The organism is Lentzea sp. NPDC037011, from assembly GCF_055607425.1.
In genome coordinates, this window is record NZ_JBVJRT010000009.1 from 131,145 (window position 1) to 154,294 (window position 23,150).

General features: G+C 72.2%; 8 protein-coding genes. 6 read left to right on the forward strand and 2 right to left on the reverse strand.

Features of this window, described 5'->3' with window-relative positions:
• Nucleotides 1-19: 19 nt before the first annotated feature.
• Nucleotides 20-265 (forward strand): acyl carrier protein, encoded by a 246-nt coding sequence (locus ACZ7CH_RS27400; protein WP_360384861.1) that lies wholly within the window; start codon nt 20-22, stop codon nt 263-265.
• Nucleotides 266-297: 32 nt separating this feature from the next.
• Nucleotides 298-1,500, forward strand: a complete 1,203-nt coding sequence (locus ACZ7CH_RS27405) for a beta-ketoacyl-[acyl-carrier-protein] synthase family protein (protein ID WP_470375259.1) — start codon at nt 298-300, stop codon at nt 1,498-1,500.
• 80 nt (nt 1,501-1,580) lie between these two features.
• Here the strand turns inward: ACZ7CH_RS27405 and ACZ7CH_RS27410 are convergent, their stop codons facing one another.
• The gene (locus tag ACZ7CH_RS27410; RefSeq protein ID WP_470375260.1) at nt 1,581-2,363 is read right to left on the reverse strand and encodes a DUF6518 family protein; all 783 of its coding nucleotides are present in this window, start codon (nt 2,361-2,363) and stop codon (nt 1,581-1,583) included.
• 340 nt (nt 2,364-2,703) lie between these two features.
• Between ACZ7CH_RS27410 and ACZ7CH_RS27415 the strand changes: the two genes are divergently transcribed.
• From ACZ7CH_RS27415 to ACZ7CH_RS27430, 4 genes are all read left to right on the forward strand, one after another.
• On the forward strand, nt 2,704-3,930 hold the full coding sequence (locus tag ACZ7CH_RS27415; RefSeq protein ID WP_470375261.1) for a 2-isopropylmalate synthase: 1,227 nt from the start codon (nt 2,704-2,706) through the stop codon (nt 3,928-3,930).
• Nucleotides 3,927-4,571: a hypothetical protein gene (locus ACZ7CH_RS27420; RefSeq protein WP_470375262.1), complete on the forward strand. Its 645-nt coding sequence runs from the start codon at nt 3,927-3,929 to the stop codon at nt 4,569-4,571. Before ACZ7CH_RS27415 ends, ACZ7CH_RS27420 begins: the two co-directional genes overlap by 4 nt.
• A 97-nt stretch (nt 4,572-4,668) precedes the next feature.
• Complete coding sequence (locus ACZ7CH_RS27425) at nt 4,669-18,432, forward strand: SDR family NAD(P)-dependent oxidoreductase (RefSeq protein WP_470375263.1); 13,764 nt, start codon at nt 4,669-4,671, stop codon at nt 18,430-18,432.
• A 55-nt stretch (nt 18,433-18,487) separates the two neighbouring features.
• Complete coding sequence (locus ACZ7CH_RS27430) at nt 18,488-19,273, forward strand: thioesterase II family protein (RefSeq protein ID WP_470375264.1); 786 nt, start codon at nt 18,488-18,490, stop codon at nt 19,271-19,273.
• A gap of 61 nt (nt 19,274-19,334) precedes the next feature.
• Here the strand turns inward: ACZ7CH_RS27430 and ACZ7CH_RS27435 are convergent, their stop codons facing one another.
• A complete protein-coding gene (locus ACZ7CH_RS27435) occupies nt 19,335-22,226 on the reverse strand; it encodes a helix-turn-helix transcriptional regulator (RefSeq protein ID WP_470375265.1) in 2,892 nt (963 codons plus the stop codon).
• Between the last annotated feature and the right edge of the window lie 924 nt (nt 22,227-23,150).

Genomic DNA, 23,150 nt, shown 5'->3' on the forward strand with positions numbered 1-23,150 from the left:
CATCCTGGAGAACCGCATCATGAGCAACAACGACACGCTGGACCGGCTGACCAAGCTGCTCGTCCTGCACTTCGGCGCGTCCGAACAGCGGGTCAACGGCGAGATCACCTTCGAGGAGCTGGACTTCGACTCGCTCGCACTGGTGGAGCTGGCGATGGTCGCCCAGAAGGAGTTCGGCGTCGAGGTGGACGAGCAGGAGATCACCCCCGACCAGTCCGTCCAGAGCGTCGCGGAGCTGATCGACGCGAGGGCGGTCACCGCCTGATGTCGTGGCCGGGTGCGGGTTTCCCAGCGGCTGTGACAGGGCTCGGTCTGGTGACGCCGGCGGGCATCGGTGTCGCGCCCTCTTGGCGACGCGTTCTCGCGGCGGAGGCGGCAGGAAGCCACGACCCGCTTCTCGCAGGCCTGCCCGTCGACTTCTCGTGCCGGGTGCCGGGATTCGACCCGGATGCCGTGCTGGGCAGGAGCGCGGCCTGGAGGCTGGACCGGTCGGCACAGCTCGCGGTCGTGGCCTTGCGGGAGGCGTTGCACGACTCAGGTCTCGACCAGTCCACCTGGGACGGAGCACGGGTCGCCGTGGTGCTCGGCAACGCACTGGGCGGTGTGCACACCTACGAACTGCAGCAGCGCCAGCTCGACTCCGCCGGCCCGAGTGCGGTTTCCCCGCTGCTCGTGCCGATGTGCGCACCCAACATGGTGGCGGGCCACCTCGCCATGGAGTGCGGTGCCGGCGGTCCGAACCTCGTCACGGCAACGGCCTGCGCGTCAGGTGCCACGGCGATCGGGACAGCACGCGACCTGTTGCGCGGCGGACGCTGCGACGTGGTGATCACCGGAGGCGCAGAGGCCGCGCTCGGTCGAACGATGATCACCGGGTTCACCAGGATGGGCGCGTTGTCCCGCCGCACCTCGGACCCGAACGCCGCGTCGCGGCCCTTCGACGCCGATCGCGACGGTTTCGTGGCGGCGGAGGGGGCTGCGGTCCTCGTGCTGGAGCGCATCGCCGACGCAAGGGCCAGAGGTGCTCGCGTGCACGGGGTGATCAGGGGATACGGCGCGTCGGCGGATGCCCATCACGCGACGACTCCCGACCCGTCCGGTGCCGCGGTGGAGCGGGCGGTTCGCTCAGCACTGGACGACGCGGGTCTGGTGGCGGCGGATGTCGGCCACGTCAACGCGCACGGCACCTCGACGAAGATCAACGATGCCACGGAGGCCGGGCTGATCCAGCGCGTGTTCGGCGACCGCGTGGCGGTGACCTCCACCAAGGGCGTCATGGGACACGCTTTGGGCGCTGCGGGGGCGATCGAGGCCGTGTGCACGATTCTGGCGCTTCGCGACGGCGTCGTCCCGCCGACGGCGAACCTCGACACGCTCGACCCGAAGATCGAGCTCGACGTCGTGGCGAAGGCACCTCGGCTTGTGCCGCACGGGGTGGCGGTCAGCAACTCGTTCGGGTTCGGCGGCCAGAACGCCGTTCTCGTCGTGACCGCACCATGACGAGGCGGATCTTCACCGGGCCCGCGGCGCTGCACCGAGGCCGTGCTGTCAGTCAGGTGCCCATCTGGCGGAAGCGCGGCCTACAGGCCGGTCACGAGCGAGATCAACAGCAGGCAGCCCAGTGCGACGAACGAGAGCCCCGCTGAGACCGCGAGGCCGAGCCGGCGGTTGCGCGAGATCAGCAACGGCAACACCACCGCGAGCGCGCAGGCGGTGATCCCGGTGTCGCGATAACCCAGCACGAACAGGTGCCACAGGCCCTCCATCCCGGACACCGCGCCCAAGGCTCCCGCGCCTGTCCAGTGCCGCCAACCCCGGCCGTGCCGCCACCAACCGCCGGCTGTCCCGAAGAGCGGGCCCGCGACGAGAGCCAGTGCCAGCCACACCGACGGCGCGTAGAGGTCGCCCATGCCGTCGCGGAAGAGTTCGGCGTACCCGTAGTAGCCGACGACCGCGCCGACCTGCGTCAGCGTGCCGGCGAGGATCGGGCGCCGGGACTGAGCGCCGGCGATGAACGCCGCGACGACCCAGATGGCGCCGGAATTGGCCAGCGAGTTGACACTGCCGGGAAGAACGCCTTGTCCGAGGTTGGTCAGCACGCCGAGCAGCAGCCCGGCGGGAAAGCTGTAGATCATGCGGCTCAGAGTGCCGGTGGCCGTCCACTGGCGACATCGGCATTTCGGCCGATGCCCGGAGTTCGCCGCGCCAGGGGAAGCCGTTGTCGATGTCGTGGACGACCGCACCGCTTTGTTCGCCGATCTGCGATCTGTGTCACGCTCCGGCGGCTGAAGCGAGGTCTTCCGTTCGGCTTCCGGTGACGATTTCCCGACGTCACCACCGCTTGTGGGTGAACATGTCGTCACGGTCGTGGTCCGCGGCGTCCAGGTTCGCCGCCAGTACTGCGGAGTTCCGCAGTAGGGCGGATGCGCCGCTGGTTAGCCTGGGTGCGCATCAGCCGAAGGGCGGCACCCGCGCAGATGAGGGTCGGCGGATCTTCTCGCCGTTGCGGCTTTCCGTGATGTGCGGGCGGTCGGACCGCTTCAGGATCGAGGCGTCGGCGCCGCGACGATTCACCGCATTCGGGTGAGGAGTTCTTTCTGCGCGAAATACCTCCCGAGCAGAGTCGGCTTCACCGGGAGAACACCGCGCAACGGCGGCGTGCGGGCGTCCGAGTTGACGAGAAGAGATTGGCAACGGTGCGCAATGACAGCTGAGCCGGATGTGGTGCGGGAATCGGCGTTGGCGGGCAAGGTCGTGCTCTGGGAGGAGTCGGCGCGGGACGGGGCGCAGGGCAAGACGCTGATGAGCCCTGACTTCCGGGTGTGGCTGGCGCGCGAGCAGGGGGCGGTGTTCGGTGAGGACGGTCCTCGGCACGTCGTGTTCGCCGCCGGTTTCCCCGCGGTGTGCAAGGAGGAGTTCGAGGCCGTGCGCCGGGTCGCGGTGGAGGCCGAGGGAACGGTGAGTCCCGCGGCGGTGTGCCGGGGCACGGCCGCGGACGTGCGACAAGCGATCTCTTCCGTGCACGGCGTCGCGCACGGACGGGTGATGCTCGTGGTCCCGGCATCGGAGGCCATGTCGGAAGTGATGACGCACCGGCGGGCCGCTGAGGCCGTGCGCGCGGGTGCCGCCCTCGTGAGCGACTCGCTGGGTGCCGGGGTCGCGGTGGACGTGTGCCTGGCCGACGCGTCCCGTGCCGATCACGGTCTGCTCGCGGACGCCGCGCGTGAGCTGACGGCCGCGGGAGCGGGTGTGGTGTTCCTCGCGGACACCGTGGGAGACCAGTTGCCCGCCGAGGCGGGGGCCATGTTCGCGGCCGCGCGCTCCGAAGGTGTGGTGCTCGCTTCGCACGCGCACAACGACCTCGGCCTGGGCCTGGCCAACACGCTGGAAGCCCTGGGCAGCGGTGCGCGGGTGGTGTCCTCCTCCTGGTTGGGCGTTGCCGAGCGCTCCGGTCTGGTGGCGACCGAGCAGGTGCTGTTCCTGCTGGCCTACCGCGCCGACCGGGCGAAGGTGCTGCTCGGCGAGGACGCGGACCCGTGGTGCACGCCTCCGGACCTGACCCGGCTGCCCGGCCTGGCCCAGGCCGTCGCCGAGGAGATCGGTGTTCCGCTGGGGGTGACGACCCCGGTGGTGGGCACCGGTGTCGGCACGATCTCCACCGGCACTCCGTTCGTGCACCCCGAGCTGTTCCAGCCCTTCGCCCCGGAGCAGCTGGGCATCACCCCGAGCGTCGTGCTCACCCACCTGGCCAGCGCCCGTGTCGTCACCGCCGTCGCCGGCCGCCTCGGACACGAGCTCGACGTCACCGGCGCTCGCGCGGCGATGGCCTGGGTCAAGTCGCGCGCCTACCAGCAGGGCCACGCGGTCGTGGACGACCAGGCCTTCGCCCACTACCTCGACGGCGTGCGCGCGGGAGCGTTGCAGCGGTGATCGCCGACATCGAAGGTGTGCGAGCCGCACTGGCCAGGAACGCGGCGGTGGTCCTGCCGAACCCGGTCCCGCTGACGCACGTCGTCACCGCCACGACCCCGGCCGCGGTCAACGCCGCCAAGGGCCGACCGGCCGACCAGGCCGTCGCGGTGTGGGCGCACAGCCCCGACGTCCTCACCGAGATCATCTCGGCGACGACGCTCGCGCCCGCCGCGGCCGCCCTGGCGCACCGGCTGCTCGGCGACGAGCACGTCACCCTGCTCGTACCGACGTCGCCCGGTGTTCCCGCCTGGCTGGCGCCCGCCACCAGGGACGCCTGGACGTTGCTGTTCGGCGCTCGCTGGGCGCCGGTGCGCCCGGTGCTGGACTCGTTCCCCCTGCTGTACGTGAGCAGCGCGAACCGCACCGGCCACCCGCCGGTGGCCTCGACCGCCGACGCCCTCGCGATGTTCCCGCCCGGCACACCCGTGCTGGACCTCGCGGACAGCAGCCCGGCGGAGCCGGTCCGGCGAGCCACCACGACGCTGCGCCTGCACCCCGACGGAGGCCTCGACCTGCACCGCCGCGGTGCCCAGGACCACCCGCACCGCGACACCACCGCCTACCTGGAGCACCTGCGTTCCCGTTACCCCGAGTCCTGATCCGATCCATGTGGCGTTCAACGGTGAACCCCTTGGTACCGCGAGAAAGCACCACCTCCGCGCGCCGTCGTCACCAATCGAAGGAACTCAGTCGCACATGACCACGCCCGACCACGCTGCTGCCACCGCGCGGGATGGAATCGCCGTCATCGGCCTGTCCTGCCGCCTTCCCGGGGCGGCGAACCCGGACGCCTTCTGGGAACTGCTCGTCACGGGTTCGAGCGCCGTCACCGAGACGCCGGCCACGCGGTGGGACGCGAACGCCCTGTACGACGCCGACCTGTCGAAGCCCGGCAGGGCGAACTCGCGCTGGGGCGGCTACCTCGACGAGGTCGACCGCTTCGACGCGGCGTTCTTCGGCATCTCCCCGCGTGAAGCCACGGACATGGACCCGCAGCAACGGCTCGCGCTGGAGCTGGCCTGGGAAGCGCTGGAGAACTCCGGCGTGGTCCCGGCTGCCCTGCGCGAGCACGCCGTCGGCGTGTTCATGGGTGCGTTCGGATCCGACTACGCCACGCTCGCGCAGCGCGAGGGGATCGAAGGGGTCGGGCACCACACGGTCACCGGTCTCAGCCGTGGTCTCATCGCCAACCGCATCTCCTACACCCTCGGGGTGCGGGGCCCCAGCTTCACCGTCGACTCCGCCCAGTCGTCCGCGCTCGTCGCGGTGCACCTCGCCGCGCAGAGCATCCGCACCGGTGAGTGCGAGGTCGCGCTGGCCGGTGGCGTGCACCTCAACCTCGCACCGGAGAGCACCGTCGGTGCGGCCAAGTTCGGTGGTCTTTCCCCGGACGGGCGCTGCCACACCTTCGACGCCAGGGCGAACGGGTACGTGCGCGGCGAGGGCGGCGGCGTGGTCGTCCTCAAGCCGCTCGCGAAGGCGCTGGCCGACCAGGACGACGTCCTCTGCGTGATCCGCGGCAGCGCGGTCAACAACGACGGCGCGAGCGACGGCCTCACCACCCCGGACGCCACCGCGCAGGCGGAGGTCCTCCGCGCGGCCTACCGCGCGGCGGACGTCGACCCGCACCGGGTGCAGTACGTGGAGCTGCACGGCACCGGCACCAGGGTGGGCGACCCGGTCGAGGCGTCGGCGCTGGGCCGGGTGCTCGGTGCCGGACGCGCTCCGGCCGATGCGCTGCGCGTGGGCTCGGTCAAGACCAACATCGGCCACCTCGAAGGAGCGGCCGGCATCGCGGGGCTGCTCAAGACGGTGCTCTCGATCAGCAGGGGACAGGTTCCGCCCAGCCTCAACTTCACCGAGCCGAACCCGGACATCGCGTTCGGCGAGCTGGGCATCAGGGTGCAGACCGAGACCGCGGACTGGAGCGCCGAGCCCCGGCTGGCCGGCGTCAGCTCCTTCGGCATGGGCGGGGCGAACTGCCACGTCGTCCTTTCCGGACCGCCTGAGTCCGAAGAGGACGAGGGCACCCCGGAGCACGTCGAGGCGACCCTGCCGTTCGTGCTCAGCGCGAAGACGCCCGAGGCGCTGCGCGCTCAGGCCCGGAACCTGCGGGGCCGCGACCTCGACCGCGCCGGTCTCGCCCGTGCGCTGCTCACTCAGCGCACGCTCTTCGACCACCGTGCCGTCGTGCTCGCCGCCACCGCCGATGAGCTCGACTCCGGTCTCGCCGGGATCGAGCAGGGCGTCCCCGGCGCGGGCGTCGTCCTGGGCCACAGCGAGAAGGCGGACGCCGGTCCCGTCCTCGTCTTCCCGGGACAGGGCGCGCAGTGGGTGGGGATGGGACGTGACCTCCTCGACGTCTCCGCGGTGTTCGCGGACTCCGTCGCCGCCTGCGAGGAGGCGCTGGCACCGCACGTGAGCTGGTCCCTGACCGAGGTCCTGCGCACCGGCGACGGCCTCGACCGCGTCGACGTGGTGCAGCCCGCGTCCTGGGCCGTGATGGTGTCGCTGGCCCGGTTGTGGGCATCGGCCGGCGTCCGGCCAGCCGCCGTGCTGGGGCACTCCCAGGGCGAGATCGCCGCCGCGGTGGTCTCCGGGAAGCTCGATCTCGACGACGCCGCGACCGTCGTCGCCCTGCGCAGCAAGATCATCGCCGCCGAGCTGGCCGGGCACGGCGCGATGGCGTCGGTCGACCTGCCCGCAGACGAGGTCCGCTCGCGCCTGGCCGGCCATCCCGGCGTCGAGGTCGCGGTGGTCAACAGCGTGCGCTCGACCGTCGTCTCCGGAGACCAAGACACGGTCGACGCCCTGGTGGCGCAGTGGAAGGAGGAGGGCCTGCGGGCGCGGCGGATCGCCGTGGACTACGCCTCGCACAGCCCGCACGTCGACTCCGTGCGCCGGCAGATCGTCGAGGCCCTCGCCGAGATCCGGCCGCAGCAGGGCAGCACGCCGTTCTTCTCCACCGCGGACTGCGCCTGGGCTGACCGGCTGGACGCCGCGTACTGGGCGCACAACCTGCGAGCGCCCGTCCGCTTCGGTGAGGCCACCGAAGCGCTGCTGGCACAGGGCTTCCGCCACTTCGTCGAAGTCAGCTCGCACCCCGTTCTCGTCGCCGCCGTCGAGGACACGGTGACCGCCGCGGACATCGACGACGCGGTCGTCGTCGGCTCGCTCCGCCGCGACGAGGGCGACCTGCGCCGCTTCCTCACCTCGGCCGCTGAAGCCTTCACCGGCGGGATCGACGTCGACTGGTCCGCCGTGGTGCCGCCGGTGCGCACGCGCGTCCGTGCCGCCGACCTGCCGACCTACCCCTTCCAGCGGCAGCGGTTCTGGATCGGTGACAAGAACGAGGTAACCGTCGAGACGGGACCGGTGCTGCACGGGATCGACCTCGTCCGAGCCCACGCCGCCGCCGTGCTGCGCACGACCCCGAACGCGGTCAGCGTGCGGGAACCGTTCAAGCGGCTGGGTTTCGACTCCATCATGGCCGTCGAGCTGCGCAACCGGATCAACGCGGCCGCGTCGCTGCGGCTGCCCGCCGGCGTCGCGTTCGACTTCCCGACACCCGCGGCGCTCGCGGCCGAGGTCGACCGGCTCCTCCCCGGCGGCACCCGGCAGGCTCCCGCCGCGCTGGAACGGGTCACCGCGGCCGAGGAGAAGCCGGAGGACGACCCGATCGTCATCGTGGGCATGGGCTGCCGGTTCCCCGGTGACATCCGCTCACCGGAGGACCTCTGGCGGTTCGTCACCGCGGAGGCCGACGCCATCGGGCCGTACCCGTCCGACCGCGGCTGGGACGTCCGCGACCTGTTCGCGGGAAGCGCCGAAGTCGCCCGCACGGGTGGGTTCCTGCACGACGCCCCGGACTTCGACGCCGAGTTCTTCGGTGTGTCGCCCCGTGAAGCGCTCGCCATGGACCCGCAGCAACGGCTCCTGCTCGAAGTCTCCTGGGAGGCGCTCGAACAGGCCGCGATCGACCCCGAACTGCTGCGCGGCACCGACACCGGCGTCTTCGTCGGGGCCATGGCCGGTGACTACGGCACCAGGCTGCACGAAAGCCCGGACGCCGTGGCCGGGCACCTCCTCACCGGTCTCGCCGGAAGCGTCGTCTCCGGCCGGATCGCCTACGTGCTCGGCCTCGAAGGCCCCGCGCTGTCGGTCGACACGGCCTGCTCCTCGTCCCTGGTCGCGCTGGACCTCGCCGTCGAGGCGCTGCGGCGCGGGGAGTGCTCGCTCGCCCTCGCCGGTGGCGTGACGGTGATGAGCACGCCCGGCATGTTCGCCGAGTTCAGCCGCCAGCGCGGTCTCGCACGGGACGGCCGGTGCAAGGCGTTCTCCGCGGCCGCCGACGGCACCGGCTGGTCGGAGGGCGTCGGCGTGCTGGTGGTGGAGCGGCTGTCCGACGCGCTGCGCCACGGCCACACCGTCCACGCCGTCGTCCGGGGCACCGCGGTGAACCAGGACGGTGCGTCCAACGGCCTGACCGCGCCGAACGGGCCCTCGCAGCAGCGGGTGATCCGCAAGGCGCTGGCCGACGCCGGGCTCTCGGCGTCCGATGTGGACGTCGTGGAGGCGCACGGCACGGGCACGTCGCTGGGCGACCCGATCGAGGCCCAGGCGATCATCGCCACCTACGGCCAGGACCGCGACCGCCCGCTGTGGCTCGGCTCGCTCAAGTCCAACCTCGGCCACACCCAGGCCGCGGCCGGCGTCGCGGGCGTGATCAAGATGGTCATGGCCATGCGGCACGGCGTCCTGCCGAAGACCCTGCACGTCGACGAGCCCTCGCCGCACGTCGACTGGGCGTCCGGGGCGGTCGAGCTGCTGACCGAAGCACGGCCGTGGCCGGAAGGCACCCGGCGGGCGGCGGTGTCGTCGTTCGGCATCAGCGGCACCAACGCGCACGTCGTCCTCGAACACCGGCCGCAGCCGCAGCAGCGGGCGCGGGAGGAGCGGCAGGTCCCGTTCCTGCTGAGCGCCAAGACGCCGCAGGCGTTGAGCGCACAGGCGCGAAGGCTGCGCGACCACCTCGCCGAGCACCCCGGGCTCGACCCGGCCGACATCGCGTTCACCCTGGCCACCGGTCGCAGCGACTTCGACCACCGTGCCGCGGTGCTCGCCACGGACACGGCGGGGCTGCGCGAGCTGTGCGAGGGCCGCGGAGCCCGCGACCACGCCCGGCTCGACGAGCCCGTCGCCTTCCTGTTCACCGGCCAGGGTGCCCAACGCCTGGGCATGGGCCGGGAGCTGTACACCACCTACCCGGTCTTCGCCGCGGCACTGGACGAGGTTGCCGACGAGCTCGACCGGCACCTGACCAAGCCGGTGCGCGAGGTCATGTGGGGCGACGACGCCGCCGTGCTGGACCGGACCGAGTACACCCAGCCCGCGCTGTTCGCCGTCGAGGTCGCGCTGTACCGCCTCGTGCGCTCGTGGGGTGTCGAGCCGGACTTCGTGACCGGCCACTCGATCGGTGAGATCGCGGCGGCGCACGTCTCCGGCGTGCTGACCCTGGCGGGAGCGGCGGAACTGGTCGCCGCGCGCGGCCGGTTGATGCAGGCGCTGCCCCCTGGCGGCGCGATGGTCTCCGTGCAGGCCACCGCGGACGAGGTGCGCCCGCAGCTGACCTCCCGCGTGGGCCTGGCCGCGGTCAACGGACCCGACGCGGTCGTGGTGTCCGGTGCGGAGGACGACGTCCTCGCGCTGGCCGCGCGGTGGGCGGAACGCGGACGCAAGACCAAGCGGCTCACCGTGAGCCACGCGTTCCACTCGCCGCTGGTGGAACCGGTGCTGGAGGAGTTCCGCCGCGTCGCCGCGCGGATCACCTACGCGGCGCCGGTGATCCCGCTGGTGTCGAACCTGACCGGCACCCTCGCGACGGCCGAGCAGCTCCGCTCGCCCGAGCACTGGGTGCGGCACGTCCGCGACGCGGTGCTCTTCCACGACGGCGTCCGCCACCTGCGCGAGCAGGGCGTGACGCGGCTGGTCGAGATCGGCCCGGACGGCGTGCTCGCGGCGATGGCGCAGAACTGCCTGTCCGACACCGACCAGCTCGTCCTGCCCGCCCTGCGCAAGGGCAGGCCGGAAGCCGGCACGCTGGTGTCCGCACTGGCACGGCTGCACACCGCCGGTGTCACCGTCGACTGGACGGCGTTCTTCGCCGGCACCGGCGCCCGCCGCACGGAGCTGCCGACCTACGCGTTCCAGCACGAGCGCTTCTGGCTCGACCCGGTCGCCAAGGCCGCGGACCTCGCCTCCGCCGGGCTCGACGCCGTCGCACACCCGGTGCTCAGGGCGGCGCTGTCCGTCGACGGCACCACGGTGCTGACCGGCAGGCTCGACCCGGCCGAGCTGCCGTGGCTCGCCGAGCACCGGGTCGGCGGAGCGGTGGTCGTTCCCGGAACGGCGCTGCTCGAACTCGCCGCCCGCGCCGGTGCGCACGTCGGCCGGCCCGCCGTCACCGAACTGCTGCTGATCGCGCCGATGGTCGTTCCCGCCGGTGACGCGCTGGACGTCCAGGTCCGCGTGTCGGCGGACGGTGCCCTGCGGACGGTGTCACGCCTCGCGGGGCAGGGGGAGTGGACCCTCCACGTCACCGGCCAGGTCGACGCCGCCACCGGCACCGGGCCCGCCCCGGTGCAGTGGCCGCCGGTCGGCTGCGAGCCGGTCGACCTGGCCGGGTTCTACGCCGCACTGGCCGAGCGGAACCTGCACTACGGTCCCGTCTTCCAGGGCGTGCGGCGCCTGTGGCGCGGCGACGGCGAGCTCTTCGCCGAGGTCCGGCTGCCCGAGACGAGGAACGACCACCTGCTGCACCCGGCACTGCTGGACGCCGTCCTGCAACCACTGGCGGCCGGTGAGCTGTTGCCCGACGGGGGAACGGCGCGACTGCCGTTCTCCTGGACGGGCACCCGCCTCCACGCGGCCGGGGCGTCGCTGCTGAGGACCCGGCTGACCGGGCTCGGTCCCGACACCGTCCGGCTGGCCGCCTGGGACGGTGAGGGCAACCCCGTCCTCGACGCCGACTCGGTCGTGCTGCGGCCGGTGTCCGACGCCCAGCTGCGTGACGCCGTGGCAGCCGATTCGCTGTACCGCGTGGAATGGCGGCCCACCACCGTCGTGGCTCCCACCCCGGGCACCACGCGGCGGCTGCCGGTCGGGTCCGGAGGCCCGCTGCCGCACCGGGTGCGTGCGGGACTGGCCTGGGCGCTGACCACCGTGCAGGACTGGTTGTCCGGCGAGCAGGGCGGATGCCTCAGCATCGTCACCGGTTCCGACCCGGTCGGCGCTGCCGTGCAAGGGCTCGTGCGTTCGGCGCAGACCGAGCACCCCGGCCGCTTCCAGCTGATCGAGGTCGACGGCAGTGCCGCCTCCGACGCGCTGGTGCCGTCACTGGCCGGTTCACCCGACCCGCAGGTCTCCGTGAGGGAAGGCACCGCGCTGGTGCCGCGCCTCGTGCGCCACACCGCCGCGCCCGCCGCCCTGGACATCAGGTGGGACAGGGGAACGCTGCTCGTCACCGGTGCGGGCGGAGTCGTCGGTTCGGCACTGACGCTGCACGCCGTGACCACCCGCGGGATCAGCGACGTCGTCCTGGTCAGCCGTCGCGGCGAACGGGCCGCCGGTGTCGCGCGGCTGGCCGGGGAGCTGCGGTCCATGGGCGTCTCGGTCACGGTCGAGGCCTGTGACGTGGCGAAGCGCTCGCAGGTGGAAGGCCTGCTGGCGCGCGTCCCGGACCTGCGCGGCATCGTCCACGCGGCCGGAACGGTGGCCGACACCGTCATCGAGGCGCTCACCACCGACGGCGTCGACGCCGTCCTCGCGTCCAAGGTGGACGCCGTCAGCCACCTGGACGAGCTGACCAGGGGACTGGACCTCGACTGGTTCGTCGTCTGCTCCTCGGTCGCCGGCTGGTGGGGCACCGCCGGCCAGGCCAACTACGCCGCCGCGAACGCCTGCCTCGACGCGATCGTCCGCGACCGCGCCGCCGCCGGGTTCCCGGCACTGGCACTGGCCTGGGGGCTGTGGGAGGAGCGCAGTGAGCTCTCCGGGCACCTCGGTGACGCCGACCTCCAGCGCATGGCCAGGGCCGGCATCGCACCACTGTCCACAAAGGATGCCGTCGCCGCGTTCGACGGCGCACTGCGCTCGACGGAGCCGGTGCTGGCGCCCGTCCGCCTGGACGTCCGCTCCGTCACCGGGCAGCCCGTGCCCCTGCTGGCCGACCTCGTCCGCACACCGGTCGTGGCCGAACCGGCCGTGACCGCGCAGGAGACCTCCGGCGGCGCGTTCGACCAGCTGACCGCGGACGAGCTGCGGGCGGAGCTGACCCGGCTGGTCCGCACCAGCGCCGCCGCCGTGCTGGGGTACGCCCAGCTGCGGGACGACCAGGTGGAGCAGCCGTTCTCCGCGCTGGGGATGGACTCGCTGGCCGCACTGGAACTGCGCTACGAGCTCAGCGACGCCACGGGCCTGAGCCTGCCGACCACCCTGCTGTTCGACCGGCCCAGCGCGCTGGACGTGGTCGAACACCTGGTGGAAGAACTCTCGACCGAGAAGGACACCACTGTGACCCAGGCGGTCCAGCGAGCAGAACCCGAACCCGAAGTGGGTGAGGACGACCCGATCGTGATCGTCGGCATGGCCGCCCGCTACCCCGGCGGGGTCAGCTCGCCGCAGGAGCTGTGGGACCTGGTCGCCACCGGCACGGACGGGATCACGGCGTTCCCCGACAACCGCGGCTGGGACCTCGACACCCTCTTCCACGACGACCCCACCCACCGCGGCACGAGCTACACCCGTGAAGGCGGTTTCCTGCACGACGCCGCCGACTTCGACGCCTCGTTCTTCGGCATCGCGCCGCGCGAGGCGCTCGCGATGGACCCGCAGCAGCGGCTGCTGCTGGAGACCTCGTGGGAGGCGCTGGAGAACGCGGGCATCGACCCGTTGTCGGTCAAGGGTTCCCGCACCGGTGTCTACGCCGGCGTGATGTTCCACGACTACTCCACCCGCGTCCACGACGTGCAGGACCTCCCGGACGGCATGGAGGGGATGATGACCCTCGGCAGCCACGGCAGCGTCGCGTCCGGCCGCATCTCCTACGTCTTCGGCCTGCAGGGGCCCACGATGTCGGTCGACACCGCGTGCTCGTCCTCCCTGGTGGCACTGCACCTGGCCGCGCAGGCGCTGCGCAACGGCGAATGTTCGATGGCGCTGGCCGGCGGTGTGTCGGTGATGTCCACCCCCGTCACGTTCGTCGAGTTCAGCCGCCAGCGCGCACTCGCCGCCGACGGGCGGTGCCGGGCGTTCTCCTCGGACGCGAGCGGCACCAGCTGGGCCGAGGGCGCGGGCATGCTCCTGCTGGAACGGCTCTCCGACGCGAAGCGCAACGGGCACCGGGTGCTCGCGGTGGTCCGCGGCAGCGGGATCAACTCCGACGGCGCCTCCAACGGCCTCACCGCACCGAGCGGCCCGGCTCAGCGCCGGCTCATCGAGCAGACGCTGGCCCAGGCACGACTGACGGCCGCCGACGTGGACGTGGTGGAAGCGCACGGCACCGGCACGCCGCTGGGCGACCCGATCGAGGCGCAGGCCTTGCTGGACACCTACGGACAGGACCGCGACCGCCCGCTGTGGCTCGGTTCGCTGAAGTCCAACACCGGCCACACCCAGGCCGCGGCGGGCGCAGGCGGGATCATCAAGATGATCATGGCGATGCGGCACGGCGTCCTGCCGAAGACCCTGCACGTCAGCGAGCCGTCCCCGCACGTGGACTGGACCTCGGGGTCGGTCGAGCTGCTGAGGGAGGCACGCCCGTGGCCGGGGGGAACCCGCCGCGCCGCGGTGTCGTCGTTCGGCATCGGCGGCACGAACGCCCACGTGATCCTCGAAAGCCCCGCCGAGGAGAACCCCGCCGAGGCCACCGCCCCGGTGCCGGAGCCGCGAGCAGCGGCGGTCACGCCGTGGGTCCTCAGCGCCAGGACACCGGCGGCGCTGCGGGCACAGGCGGCCAAGCTGGCGGACTTCCTCGACCGGGAGCCCGGCCACGACGACGCCGCCGTCGCGGCGGCACTCACGAACCGGTCGCGGTTCGACCAGCGCGCCGTCGTACTGGGCGGTGACCGGGACTCGTTGCTGGCGGGCCTCACCGCCGCCGCACACGGCGACGACGCGCCGAACCTGGTCGTCACGGCCGAGAGGCACGCGGGCGAGACCGCCTTCCTGTTCGCAGGTCAGGGCAGCCAGCGCGCCGGCATGGGACGGGAGCTGTACGAGGCGTACCCGCCGTTCGCGGTCGCGTTCGACGACGCGGCCGAGGTGCTCGACCCGCTGCTCGGCGTTAGCCTGCGCGACCTGGTCTTCACCGGTGACGGCCTGGACCGGACCGAGCACGCGCAGCCCGCGCTGTTCGCGCTCGAGGTGGCGCTGTTCCGGCTGCTGGAGGCGTGGGGAGTGCGGCCGGGCCGCGTGGCAGGGCACTCCATCGGCGAGATCGCCGCGGCCCACGTGGCCGGCGTCATGTCGTTGCGCGACGCCGCGACACTGGTCGCCGCTCGGGGCAGGCTGATGGGCGCACTGCCGGAAGGCGGCGTCATGGTGGCCGTGGAGGCGGCCGCCGCCGAGGTGACCGCGTTGCTCGTCGGCCGTGAGCACGAGGTGGGGATCGCCGCGGTCAACGGGCCCAGGGCCACCGTCCTGTCCGGTGCCGCCGCCGCGGTGCAGGCGATCACCGAGCAGCTGCGCTCGCGCGGCCACCGCACGAAGGCCCTGCGGGTCAGCCACGCGTTCCACTCGCCGTTGATGGGGCCGGTGCTGGCGGAGTTCCGCGACGTCGTGTCCCGCATCGAGTTCTCGGCGCCGAGCATCCCGATGGTGTCGACGCTGACCGGTCAGGCCGCCGCTGCGGGCGACTTCACCACCGCGGAGTACTGGGTCCGCCACGTGCGCGAGCCGGTCCTGTTCCAGGACGCCGTGCGCGCCCTGGAAGCCGGTGGCGTCAGCACCTTCGTGGAGCTGGGCCCCGACAGCGTGCTCTCGGCGATGGCGTCGGCGAGCGTGTCCGCACCGGCCGTGCCGCTGCCGCTGCTGCGCAAGGACCGCCCGGAACCACGAGCACTGCTGGACACCGTCGCGAAGCTGTTCGTCCGCGGCACCTCCGTCGACTGGTCCGCTGTGCTGGGCGGCGGCGCACGACCGCACGTGGAGCTGCCGACCTACGCCTTCCAGCGGCAGCGCTTCTGGCTCGACACCCCGCGTGCCACCGGGAGCGTCGCGGGCACCGGCCTCGGTGCGGTCGGGCACCCGTTGCTGACCGCGTCGATGTCCCTGGCCGGCAGCGGAGCCACCGTCCTCACCGGACGGTTGTCCACCGCGCGCCCGGCCTGGACCGGTGGCCACCGCGTCGGCGGTGCCGCCGTGGTGCCGGGCACGGCCCTGCTGGAGATGGCCGCCAGGGCCGGTGAGCAGGTCGGCTGCCCGAGGGTGGCGGAGCTCGTCTTCCGCACCGCGGTGGTGCTTCCCGCCGAGGGCACCCTGGACGTGCAGGTGGAGGTGTCCGCGCCCGAGGACGACGGCAGCCGCGCCCTCGCCCTGCACTCGCGGGCCTCGGCCGACGCGCCGTGGACCGCGCACGCCACCGGCCGCCTCGTTCCCGGCGTGCCCGGTTCGGGGGAGAACCTGACCGAATGGCCGCCCGCGAACGCGCAGCCGGTCGACCTCGACGGGCTCTACCCCCGCCTCGCCGACGCCGGCCTGGGCTACGGACCCGACTTCCAGGGCGTCCGCAGGGCCTGGCGTCGTGGCGGCGACGTCTTCGCCGAGGTTGCCCTGCCCGCGACCGTGCACGGCGAAGCCGGTGACTACCTGGTGCACCCCGCGCTGCTGGACTCGGCGTTGCACCCGCTGCTGGTGGACGCGTTGCGCCTGCCGTTCTCGTGGGCGGGCGTCGAGGTGCACGGGCCCGGCGCCGCGTCGCTGCGGGTTCGCCTGCTCGACAAGGGACAGGACTCGTTCAGCGTCACCGCGTGGGACAACGTGGGCATGCCGGTCTTCTCCGCCGAAGAGCTCGTCGCGCGGCCGGTGGTGCGTGAGCAGCTGCAGGTCATCGGCGCCGCCCAGGCGGCGGAGACGCTGTTCCGGATCGACTGGAAGGCACCGGAGGGGCTGTCCCCGGCAGGGGGAACCGGGCACCTGACGCTGACCGTCGACAACGGTGACCCCGCGTCGCCGCTGCCGCAGCGGGTCCGGACCGCGCTGGACGCGGCACTGGCCTCGGTCCGCGGCTGGGTGGCGCGCGACCACGAGCCCGGTGCCCGGCTGGTCGTGCTCACCCGAGGTGCGGTGGACGGCGACCCGGTCGCCGCGGCGGTGTGGGGTCTGGTGCGCTCCGCGCAGACCGAACACCCCGGCGTGCTGCAGCTGATCGACCTCGACGGCACGGCCGCGTCGGACAAGGCGTGGCGGCAGCTGGTCGGCACCGACGAGCCGCAGCTCGCCGTGCGCGCCGGGCAGGTCCGCGTGCCGAGGCTGGCCGGTGCCGCGGCCGCCGGGCCGTCCGCCCCCACCGAGTGGCGTGGCGGTTCGCTGCTGGTCACCGGTGCGGGCGGGGTCGTCGGTTCCGCGCTGACCCGGCACGCCGTGCGCGAGCACGGGGTTCGGGACGTGGTCCTGCTGAGCCGGCGCGGTGCCGACGCACCCGGCATGGCCCGGCTGTCCGCCGAACTGCGCGAGCTGGGTGCCTCCGTCACCGTGGAGGCCTGTGACGCGGCAGATCGCGAGCAGCTGGCCGGGGTCCTCGCGCGGATTCCGTCGGACCGGCCGCTGGCCGGTGTGATCCACGCTGCCGGAACCTCGCGGGACGCGACGATCCGGTCGCTGACCGCCGAGGCCCTGGAGGCCGTTCTGCCGGCCAAGGTGGACGCCGTGACGCACCTCGACGAGCTCACGAGGGACGCGGACCTCACCTGGTTCGTCGTGTGCTCCTCCGCTGCCGCCTGGTGGGGCACGGCCGGTCAGGCCAACTACGCCGCCGCCAACGCCTGCATCGACGCCATCGCACGGCGCAGGCACGACGCCGGGCAGCACGCGCTGTCGCTGGCGTGGGGGCTGTGGGCCGAACGCAGCGAGCTGTCCGGTCACCTCGACGAGGCGGACCTGCGCCGGCTGGTCCGCCTCGGGGTCACTCCGCTGTCGACCGAGGACGCACTGGCCGCGTTCGACACCGCTTTGCGCACCGGGGAACCCATGCTCGCCCCGATCGCGCTGGACACCCGTCAGCTCGTCGACAGCGAGTCGGCGCCGCTGACCCCGCTGCTGCGCGGGCACGTGAAGCAGCGGCCGGTGGCGGAAGCGGCGCCGGCGCCGGTGCCGTCCATCGCGGGCGAACTGGCCGGCAAGGACGAAGGCGCTCAGGAGGCCCTCCTGGGTGACCTCGTCCGGAGCCTGGTGGCCGGTGTGCTCGGGTTCGCGAGCGCCGACGAGGTGGAGGCCGACCGCGGGTTCTTCGAGATCGGGTTCGACTCGCTCACGGTGCTGGAGCTGCGCAACCGCGTCGAGAAGGCGACCGGGCGGTCGGTGCCGCCCACGGCGATCTTCGACCACTCCACGCCGAGCGCCCTCGCGAAGTACCTGCGCATCCAGCTCGGCGAGCAGGAAGCGGAACGGCCGCTCGACGTGGAGCGTCCGTCGCTGGCCGGGACGACGGTGCTGCTGACCGGTGCGACCGGCGGCCTCGGGCGGCTCTTCGCCAGGGAGCTCGCCGAAGCCGGGGCGAACCTGGTCCTGACCGGACGCGACCAGGCCGCGCTCGACGAGCTGGCGGACTCCATCGGCGGAACGCCCCTGGCGCTGGTCGCCGACGTCACCGACGGCACGGCGCTGACCCGGGCCGTCGAGCGGGCGGAGCAGGAGTTCGGCGCGGTCGACGTGCTGATCAACAACGCCGGTGTCGGCGGTCCGGCCGGCCCCCTGTGGGAGGTCGACGAGGACCACTGGTGGCAGACGGTGGAGGTCAACCTGCGCGGGACCGTGCGGGCCTGCCGGGCGGCGTTGCCGGGCATGGTGGAGCGCGGGCACGGGCGGGTCATCAACATCGTGAGCTCGGCGGGCAAGCACCGCTGGCCCAACGTCTCCGGCTACTCGGTGTCCAAGGCCGCCGCCATCAAGCTCGGTGAGAACCTCGCGCCGGAGCTGGCGGGAACCGGGGTGTCGGTGCTCAGCTACCACCCCGGACTGGTCGACCTCGGTCTGACCCGCAGGCAGCTGGAAGCCGGGGAGACCGGTGACCGCCACCTCGACGGCGTCGGTGCGTGGATGGCCGACCAGCGCGACAGCGGCCGGTTCACCACGCCCGAGGAGTCATCGGAGATGCTGGTGCGACTGGTGTCCGGTGAGGCGGACGCGTTGTCCGGCGGCTACCTGACCCCGGAGGACGACCTGAGCCGCCTGCTGGGCGGCTGAACGAGCAGCGCCGACGACGATGTCGACCCCACAGCAAGACCCGAAGAGGGAGATCATGGCGAACGTTGCTCAGGGCGGCCGCTGGGTGCGGAAGTTCCGCGCCACGTCCGAGGAAGCCCCGCAGCTCGTGTGCTTTCCGTACGCGGGCGGATCGGCCGGGTGGTTCACCCGGCTCCGCATGGAGCTCGACGGCGAGGTCCAGCTGTCGGCGGTCCAGTACCCCGGCCGCCTCGACCGGCTCCGCGACGAGCCGATCGACGACCTGCACGTGCTGGCGGACGAGGTGTTCGCGGTGCTGGACAAGAGCCGGCCGCTGGCCCTGTTCGGGCACAGCATGGGCGCCGTGGTGGCGTTCGAGGTGGCGCGACGGCTGGAGGCCGCCTCGGTGCCCGTCTCGCACCTCTTCGCGTCCGGTCGAGCGGCGCCGCACCTGCACCGCAACGCGGGTGTGCACCTCATGTCCGACGACGACGTGGTCACCGTGATCGAGGCGCTGGGTGGCGTCCAACCGGGCGTGCTGAGCAACGCCGATCTCCGCGCGATGGTGCTGCCCGTGGTGCGCAACGACTACCGGGCGATCGAGTCCTACCGGTGCGGGCCTTCCGCGGTGATCACCGCGCCGATCACCGCTCTGGCCGGCACCGAGGACCCGATCGTGCCACTGCCGGACGCGAGCGCGTGGATGCGTCACACCACCGGGTCCTTCGTGCTGGAGAAGTTCCCAGGGGGCCACTTCTTCCCGGTGGACCACTGGGGGACCGTCGCGGACCTCGTGCGGCGCGAGCTCCACGTCGGCAGCGGGCTCGGCCGCGGCGGCCGAGCCGAAGCCGCAGGCGCCTGAACGGTGCGCCCACGTGCAGACCGGGCACCGCACAGCGGTGCCCGGTGACCCTGCTTTCAGGTCATGCGCGTGGGACGAGGCCCGCCAGTGCGGAGGACAGCTGGATGCGCCGGCGCACGCCGAGCTTGCGGTAGATGTTGGTCAGGTGGAACTCGACGGTGCGCCGCGAGACGTTGAGCTCGCGGGCGATCTCTTCGTTGGAGTTGCCTTCGAGGGCCAGTGTGGCGATGCGGTACTCGTGCGGCGTCAGCGTGAGCGCGCTGAGCCGGGGAGCGGGTGGCGCGGCGTTGGTCGGTTCGGGGTGGTGCGGCACCGGTGTGTGCGAGGTGGCGGCGGAGCTCAGTCCGGCGAGCCGTTGTCCCGGTTGCACGGCGACGCCGCACTGCCGGCCGAGTGCCTGCGCTTCCGCGAGGTGCTGCCGGGCGGCGTCGTGCTGTCCCTTCTCCCACCGCGTTGCGGCGAGTTCGAGCAGCACCTGTGCGTGCAGCATCCGCGCGGTCGACCGGCGCAGCACCGAGTCGGCCTCGGCCAGCCACGGGGCGGCGGCGGAACCGCCGGTCACGATGCCCACCGTCAGCAGCGCGCGACCGATCACGGTCGGTGCGCCCCACTCCCGTGCCAGGGTCAGCTCCTGCAACGCGAGGTCGAGGGCCGGCTGCGGCTGTCCGAGCCGCAGGTGTGCCAGCGCCGCGAAGGACCGCCAGGGGCGCACCGCCGGGTTGCGCCGGTCCCAGGCCAGGAACCGCTCACCGCATTCGAGCTGGTCGGCGAGCGCTGCCTCGTGGTCGCCGAGCTCCATGCGCACAGCGCCTCTGACGTGCAGCAGGGCGGTGTGGTGCCAGGTCTGCGGCAGTTGTCTGGAGCGCCCATAGGGCGCCAGCGCGTTCTTCGCCGCGTCGAGGTCGCCCAGGGCCAGCTGAGCGCGAACCCAGGCGTCGGTGGCGTAGACGTGTCCCAGGTGGTCCGGGGCGAGCTTCGCGGTTCGCGCCGCGGACAACGCGAGCTCCGCGTCCGCGGCGGCCTCGGCGAAGGACCCGTGGTGGTGGTGCGCCCGCGACCGGAGCGAGTGACCGAGCATGGTGATCAACGACAGCCCCTGTCGCTGGGCTTCGAGCAGGACCTCATCGCAGTGGCGCATCGCGAGCTCCGCCTCGTCGGCGCGCAGCAGGGCGTTGATCACTCCGAACAGGCGTTGCGGGTGCTGCATCGCGGAGGTCGCGCCGCCGGACAGCGCCGCGAGCGCGGCCTTGCGGCACAGGGCCAGCTCCACGCCCCGGTTGCTGGTGTCCTCGGCGATCAGCCCGGCCAGCCTGCGGCCGTGCTCGTCACCGCGGCGCCACTGCTGCTCGTCGAACTCGCGGAAGTCCACCTGCCGGGCCTCCGGGTCACCTGAGGGCACGGTGATCCGTTCCAGCAGGCGCATCGACTCGACGGCCGCGGGGATCTTGGACCCGATCTCTTCCATGGCCCGGCGCAGCACCTCGCTGGCACTGTCGTAGGCACCGTCGAAGTAGAGGATCTCCGCTAGCCGGCAGGCGGCCGCGAGGATCTCCTGCGGATCGTCCAGGCCGACCATTCCCTCCTCGATGTGCGCCACGGCCATCCGCGGGTCGAAGTACGTCTCGGCCAGACCGAGCCGCAGCAGCAGGTCCTGCCTCTGCGCGGTGGAGAGGTCCTCGTCGAGAGCCCTGGCGAGCAGTTGGGCACCGAAGCGGGCATCGCCGTCGGCGATCGCGGTGTCGGCGGCGGCACGCAGGACCTCGACCGCCCAGGCGCCGGACTGGGCGGGCGTGTGCAGGACGTGGCGTGCCACGACGACCGCGGGTGCCCGCGTGTAGTGCAGGAACCGCGCGGCCTTGGCGTGCAGCTGCTCGCGTTCCCGGTACCCGACCGCGCTCGTGATCGTGTTCTTGAGCACCGCGTGCGTGAACTTCAGCCCGCCGCCCGGGGTGAGCACGCCCATGCCTTCCAGCTGCCGCACCCGATCGGCGGCCTCGCTGGTGTCGAGGTCCACGACGGCGGTCAGCAGGGCCAGGTCCGCCGGCTCCACGGCCGCGATCGCCTTCGCGAGCTCGACGAGCTCGGGTGACTGGCGGTTGAGCCGCGCGAGCAGCACCTGACCGAGTTTCTCGCATTCGGGGCGCAGCAGGTCGTTCGCGGCGCTCTCCTCCGGCGGCACCGATCTTTCCCGCATCACACCCAGGATGTGCCGCGTCACCGTGGGACAGCCGCCGGTGGCCTCGACGAAGGCCTGCGCGAACTTCTCGTCCGGCGTCTGCCCGAGCATCCGCTCGGTGAGCTGCGCGATGTTGCGCGCGGTGAAGTACGCGAGCCTCATGCGCTCGGAGTAGATGTCCAGTTCCGCTATCAGCAGGGGATCGGTCGGCTGGATCCCCGGTGTGCGGGTCATCAGCAGGACGACCGGGAGCTTGACGACGCGGTGCACGAGGTAGTTCAGCCAGCGCAACGACGAGACGTCCGCCCACTGCACGTCGTCGATCACCAGGCACAGCGGTGCGCGCTGGGCGAAGTCGGCCGTGAAGCGGTAGAGGTCCCGGATGGCCCGCTGGAGTTCGAGCTCACCGACGTCATCCCGCTCGGCGGTGAGGTGCCCGGCGATGAGGTCGTACCCGGGAGGTGTGCTTTCACCGTTCCGGCCAGGCGGCAGTTCCTCGCGCAGGTGCTCGAAGAGCTGCTGGGCCACGGCGAAGGGCACGTCCCGCTCCATCAGCGAGCCCTTCGCACGCCAGACGACGAATCCGCGCTCGCGGGCGAGCTCGCACGCCACGTCCAGCAACGCGGTCTTGCCGACGCCGGGCGTGCCCTCGACCAGGAGTGTGAAGGGTGTCGCACGCTTCGCCGATTCGAGACCATCGACGATGCGTGCCAACTCCGCGCCGCGACCGACGAGCGTGTCGGCACTGCCTGAATGCTGGTGTGCGTCGGCGACCATTTATGCGCTCCGTAGTTGTCAACTGGCCCAATCGGGTGGTCTTTCGCTTCAAATCAGTTCATATCGCCCTGCTATCGATTCCACTTTATGAGTACCCATCGGGTCAAGTTCTCGATCCCTTGAGTCGAAAAGACTTCTTGGCGCCGAAGTCGCAGGTGAGAACGGTCGGACGCCCGTTCGGGCAGTCGTCGGCTGCGCATCCGGGCGCGAGTGGCGCCGAGATTTGTCACACACCGCGAGACGGACTGATCGGGCAGGAAGCGGGTAGGGTCTCGAACGGGTCCGTACGAATTGCGCTGCCGATGAGTATTTGTGGTGAAACGATCGCCTCGTCCGCTGCCCGCTCGTCGATGTGGTGTGACACCGGAAGGCGCGTCAGTGGTCCGGTCGGACGGCCTTCATCGGATGATCGGCGGGTGCGACCACCAATCCAGCGGGTCTGTGCTGTGGACATCCGTAGTCTTCTTGAGGGCGGTCGGCGATGTGCGTCACTCTCTGTTTGTGAGCGCGCAGCTCATCCGCCTTCGGGGTGGAGCGCCTCGACCCCGTTACCGCTGGTGAACGCCTGTGGTCTTTCGGTGATCGCTGCTCCTGCGGCATACCTGTGGACTTCCGCAGGTATGCCGTCGTGAAGCTGTTTAGCCTCATTCGCGTGCCGTTCGAAGGGTGATACCCCTTCCGAGAAATCGCCGCCGAACGACCCGTGGGGTGTCGTCCGGAGGGTGCGGCAGAAGACTGCAAGTCACTCGATGTTCACCATTTTGTGGTGCACGGTGAATGTGGTCCGCAGGGATGCCGCAACACAGACGCGGCGGCGACACCGCCGTCGTGAAGAATTCGGAGATGTGCGGGTGCCCGATCCCGCCCCAGCACCTCCCTGGCCCGTGGAAGGATTCATCGCGCCGGTCCGAGGAGTTCCTTCTG

What these genes read in the sequence shown, in the direction of transcription:
- ACZ7CH_RS27400 (WP_360384861.1), top strand. Translation starts at nt 20, where the DNA reads ATGAGCAACAACGACACGCTGGACCGGCTGACCAAGCTGCTCGTCCTG.
- ACZ7CH_RS27415 (WP_470375261.1), top strand. Translation starts at nt 2,704, where the DNA reads ATGACAGCTGAGCCGGATGTGGTGCGGGAATCGGCGTTGGCGGGCAAG.
- ACZ7CH_RS27425 (WP_470375263.1), top strand. Translation starts at nt 4,669, where the DNA reads ATGACCACGCCCGACCACGCTGCTGCCACCGCGCGGGATGGAATCGCC.
- ACZ7CH_RS27430 (WP_470375264.1), top strand. Translation starts at nt 18,488, where the DNA reads ATGGCGAACGTTGCTCAGGGCGGCCGCTGGGTGCGGAAGTTCCGCGCC.
- ACZ7CH_RS27435 (WP_470375265.1), bottom strand. Translation starts at nt 22,226, where the DNA reads ATGGTCGCCGACGCACACCAGCATTCAGGCAGTGCCGACACGCTCGTC.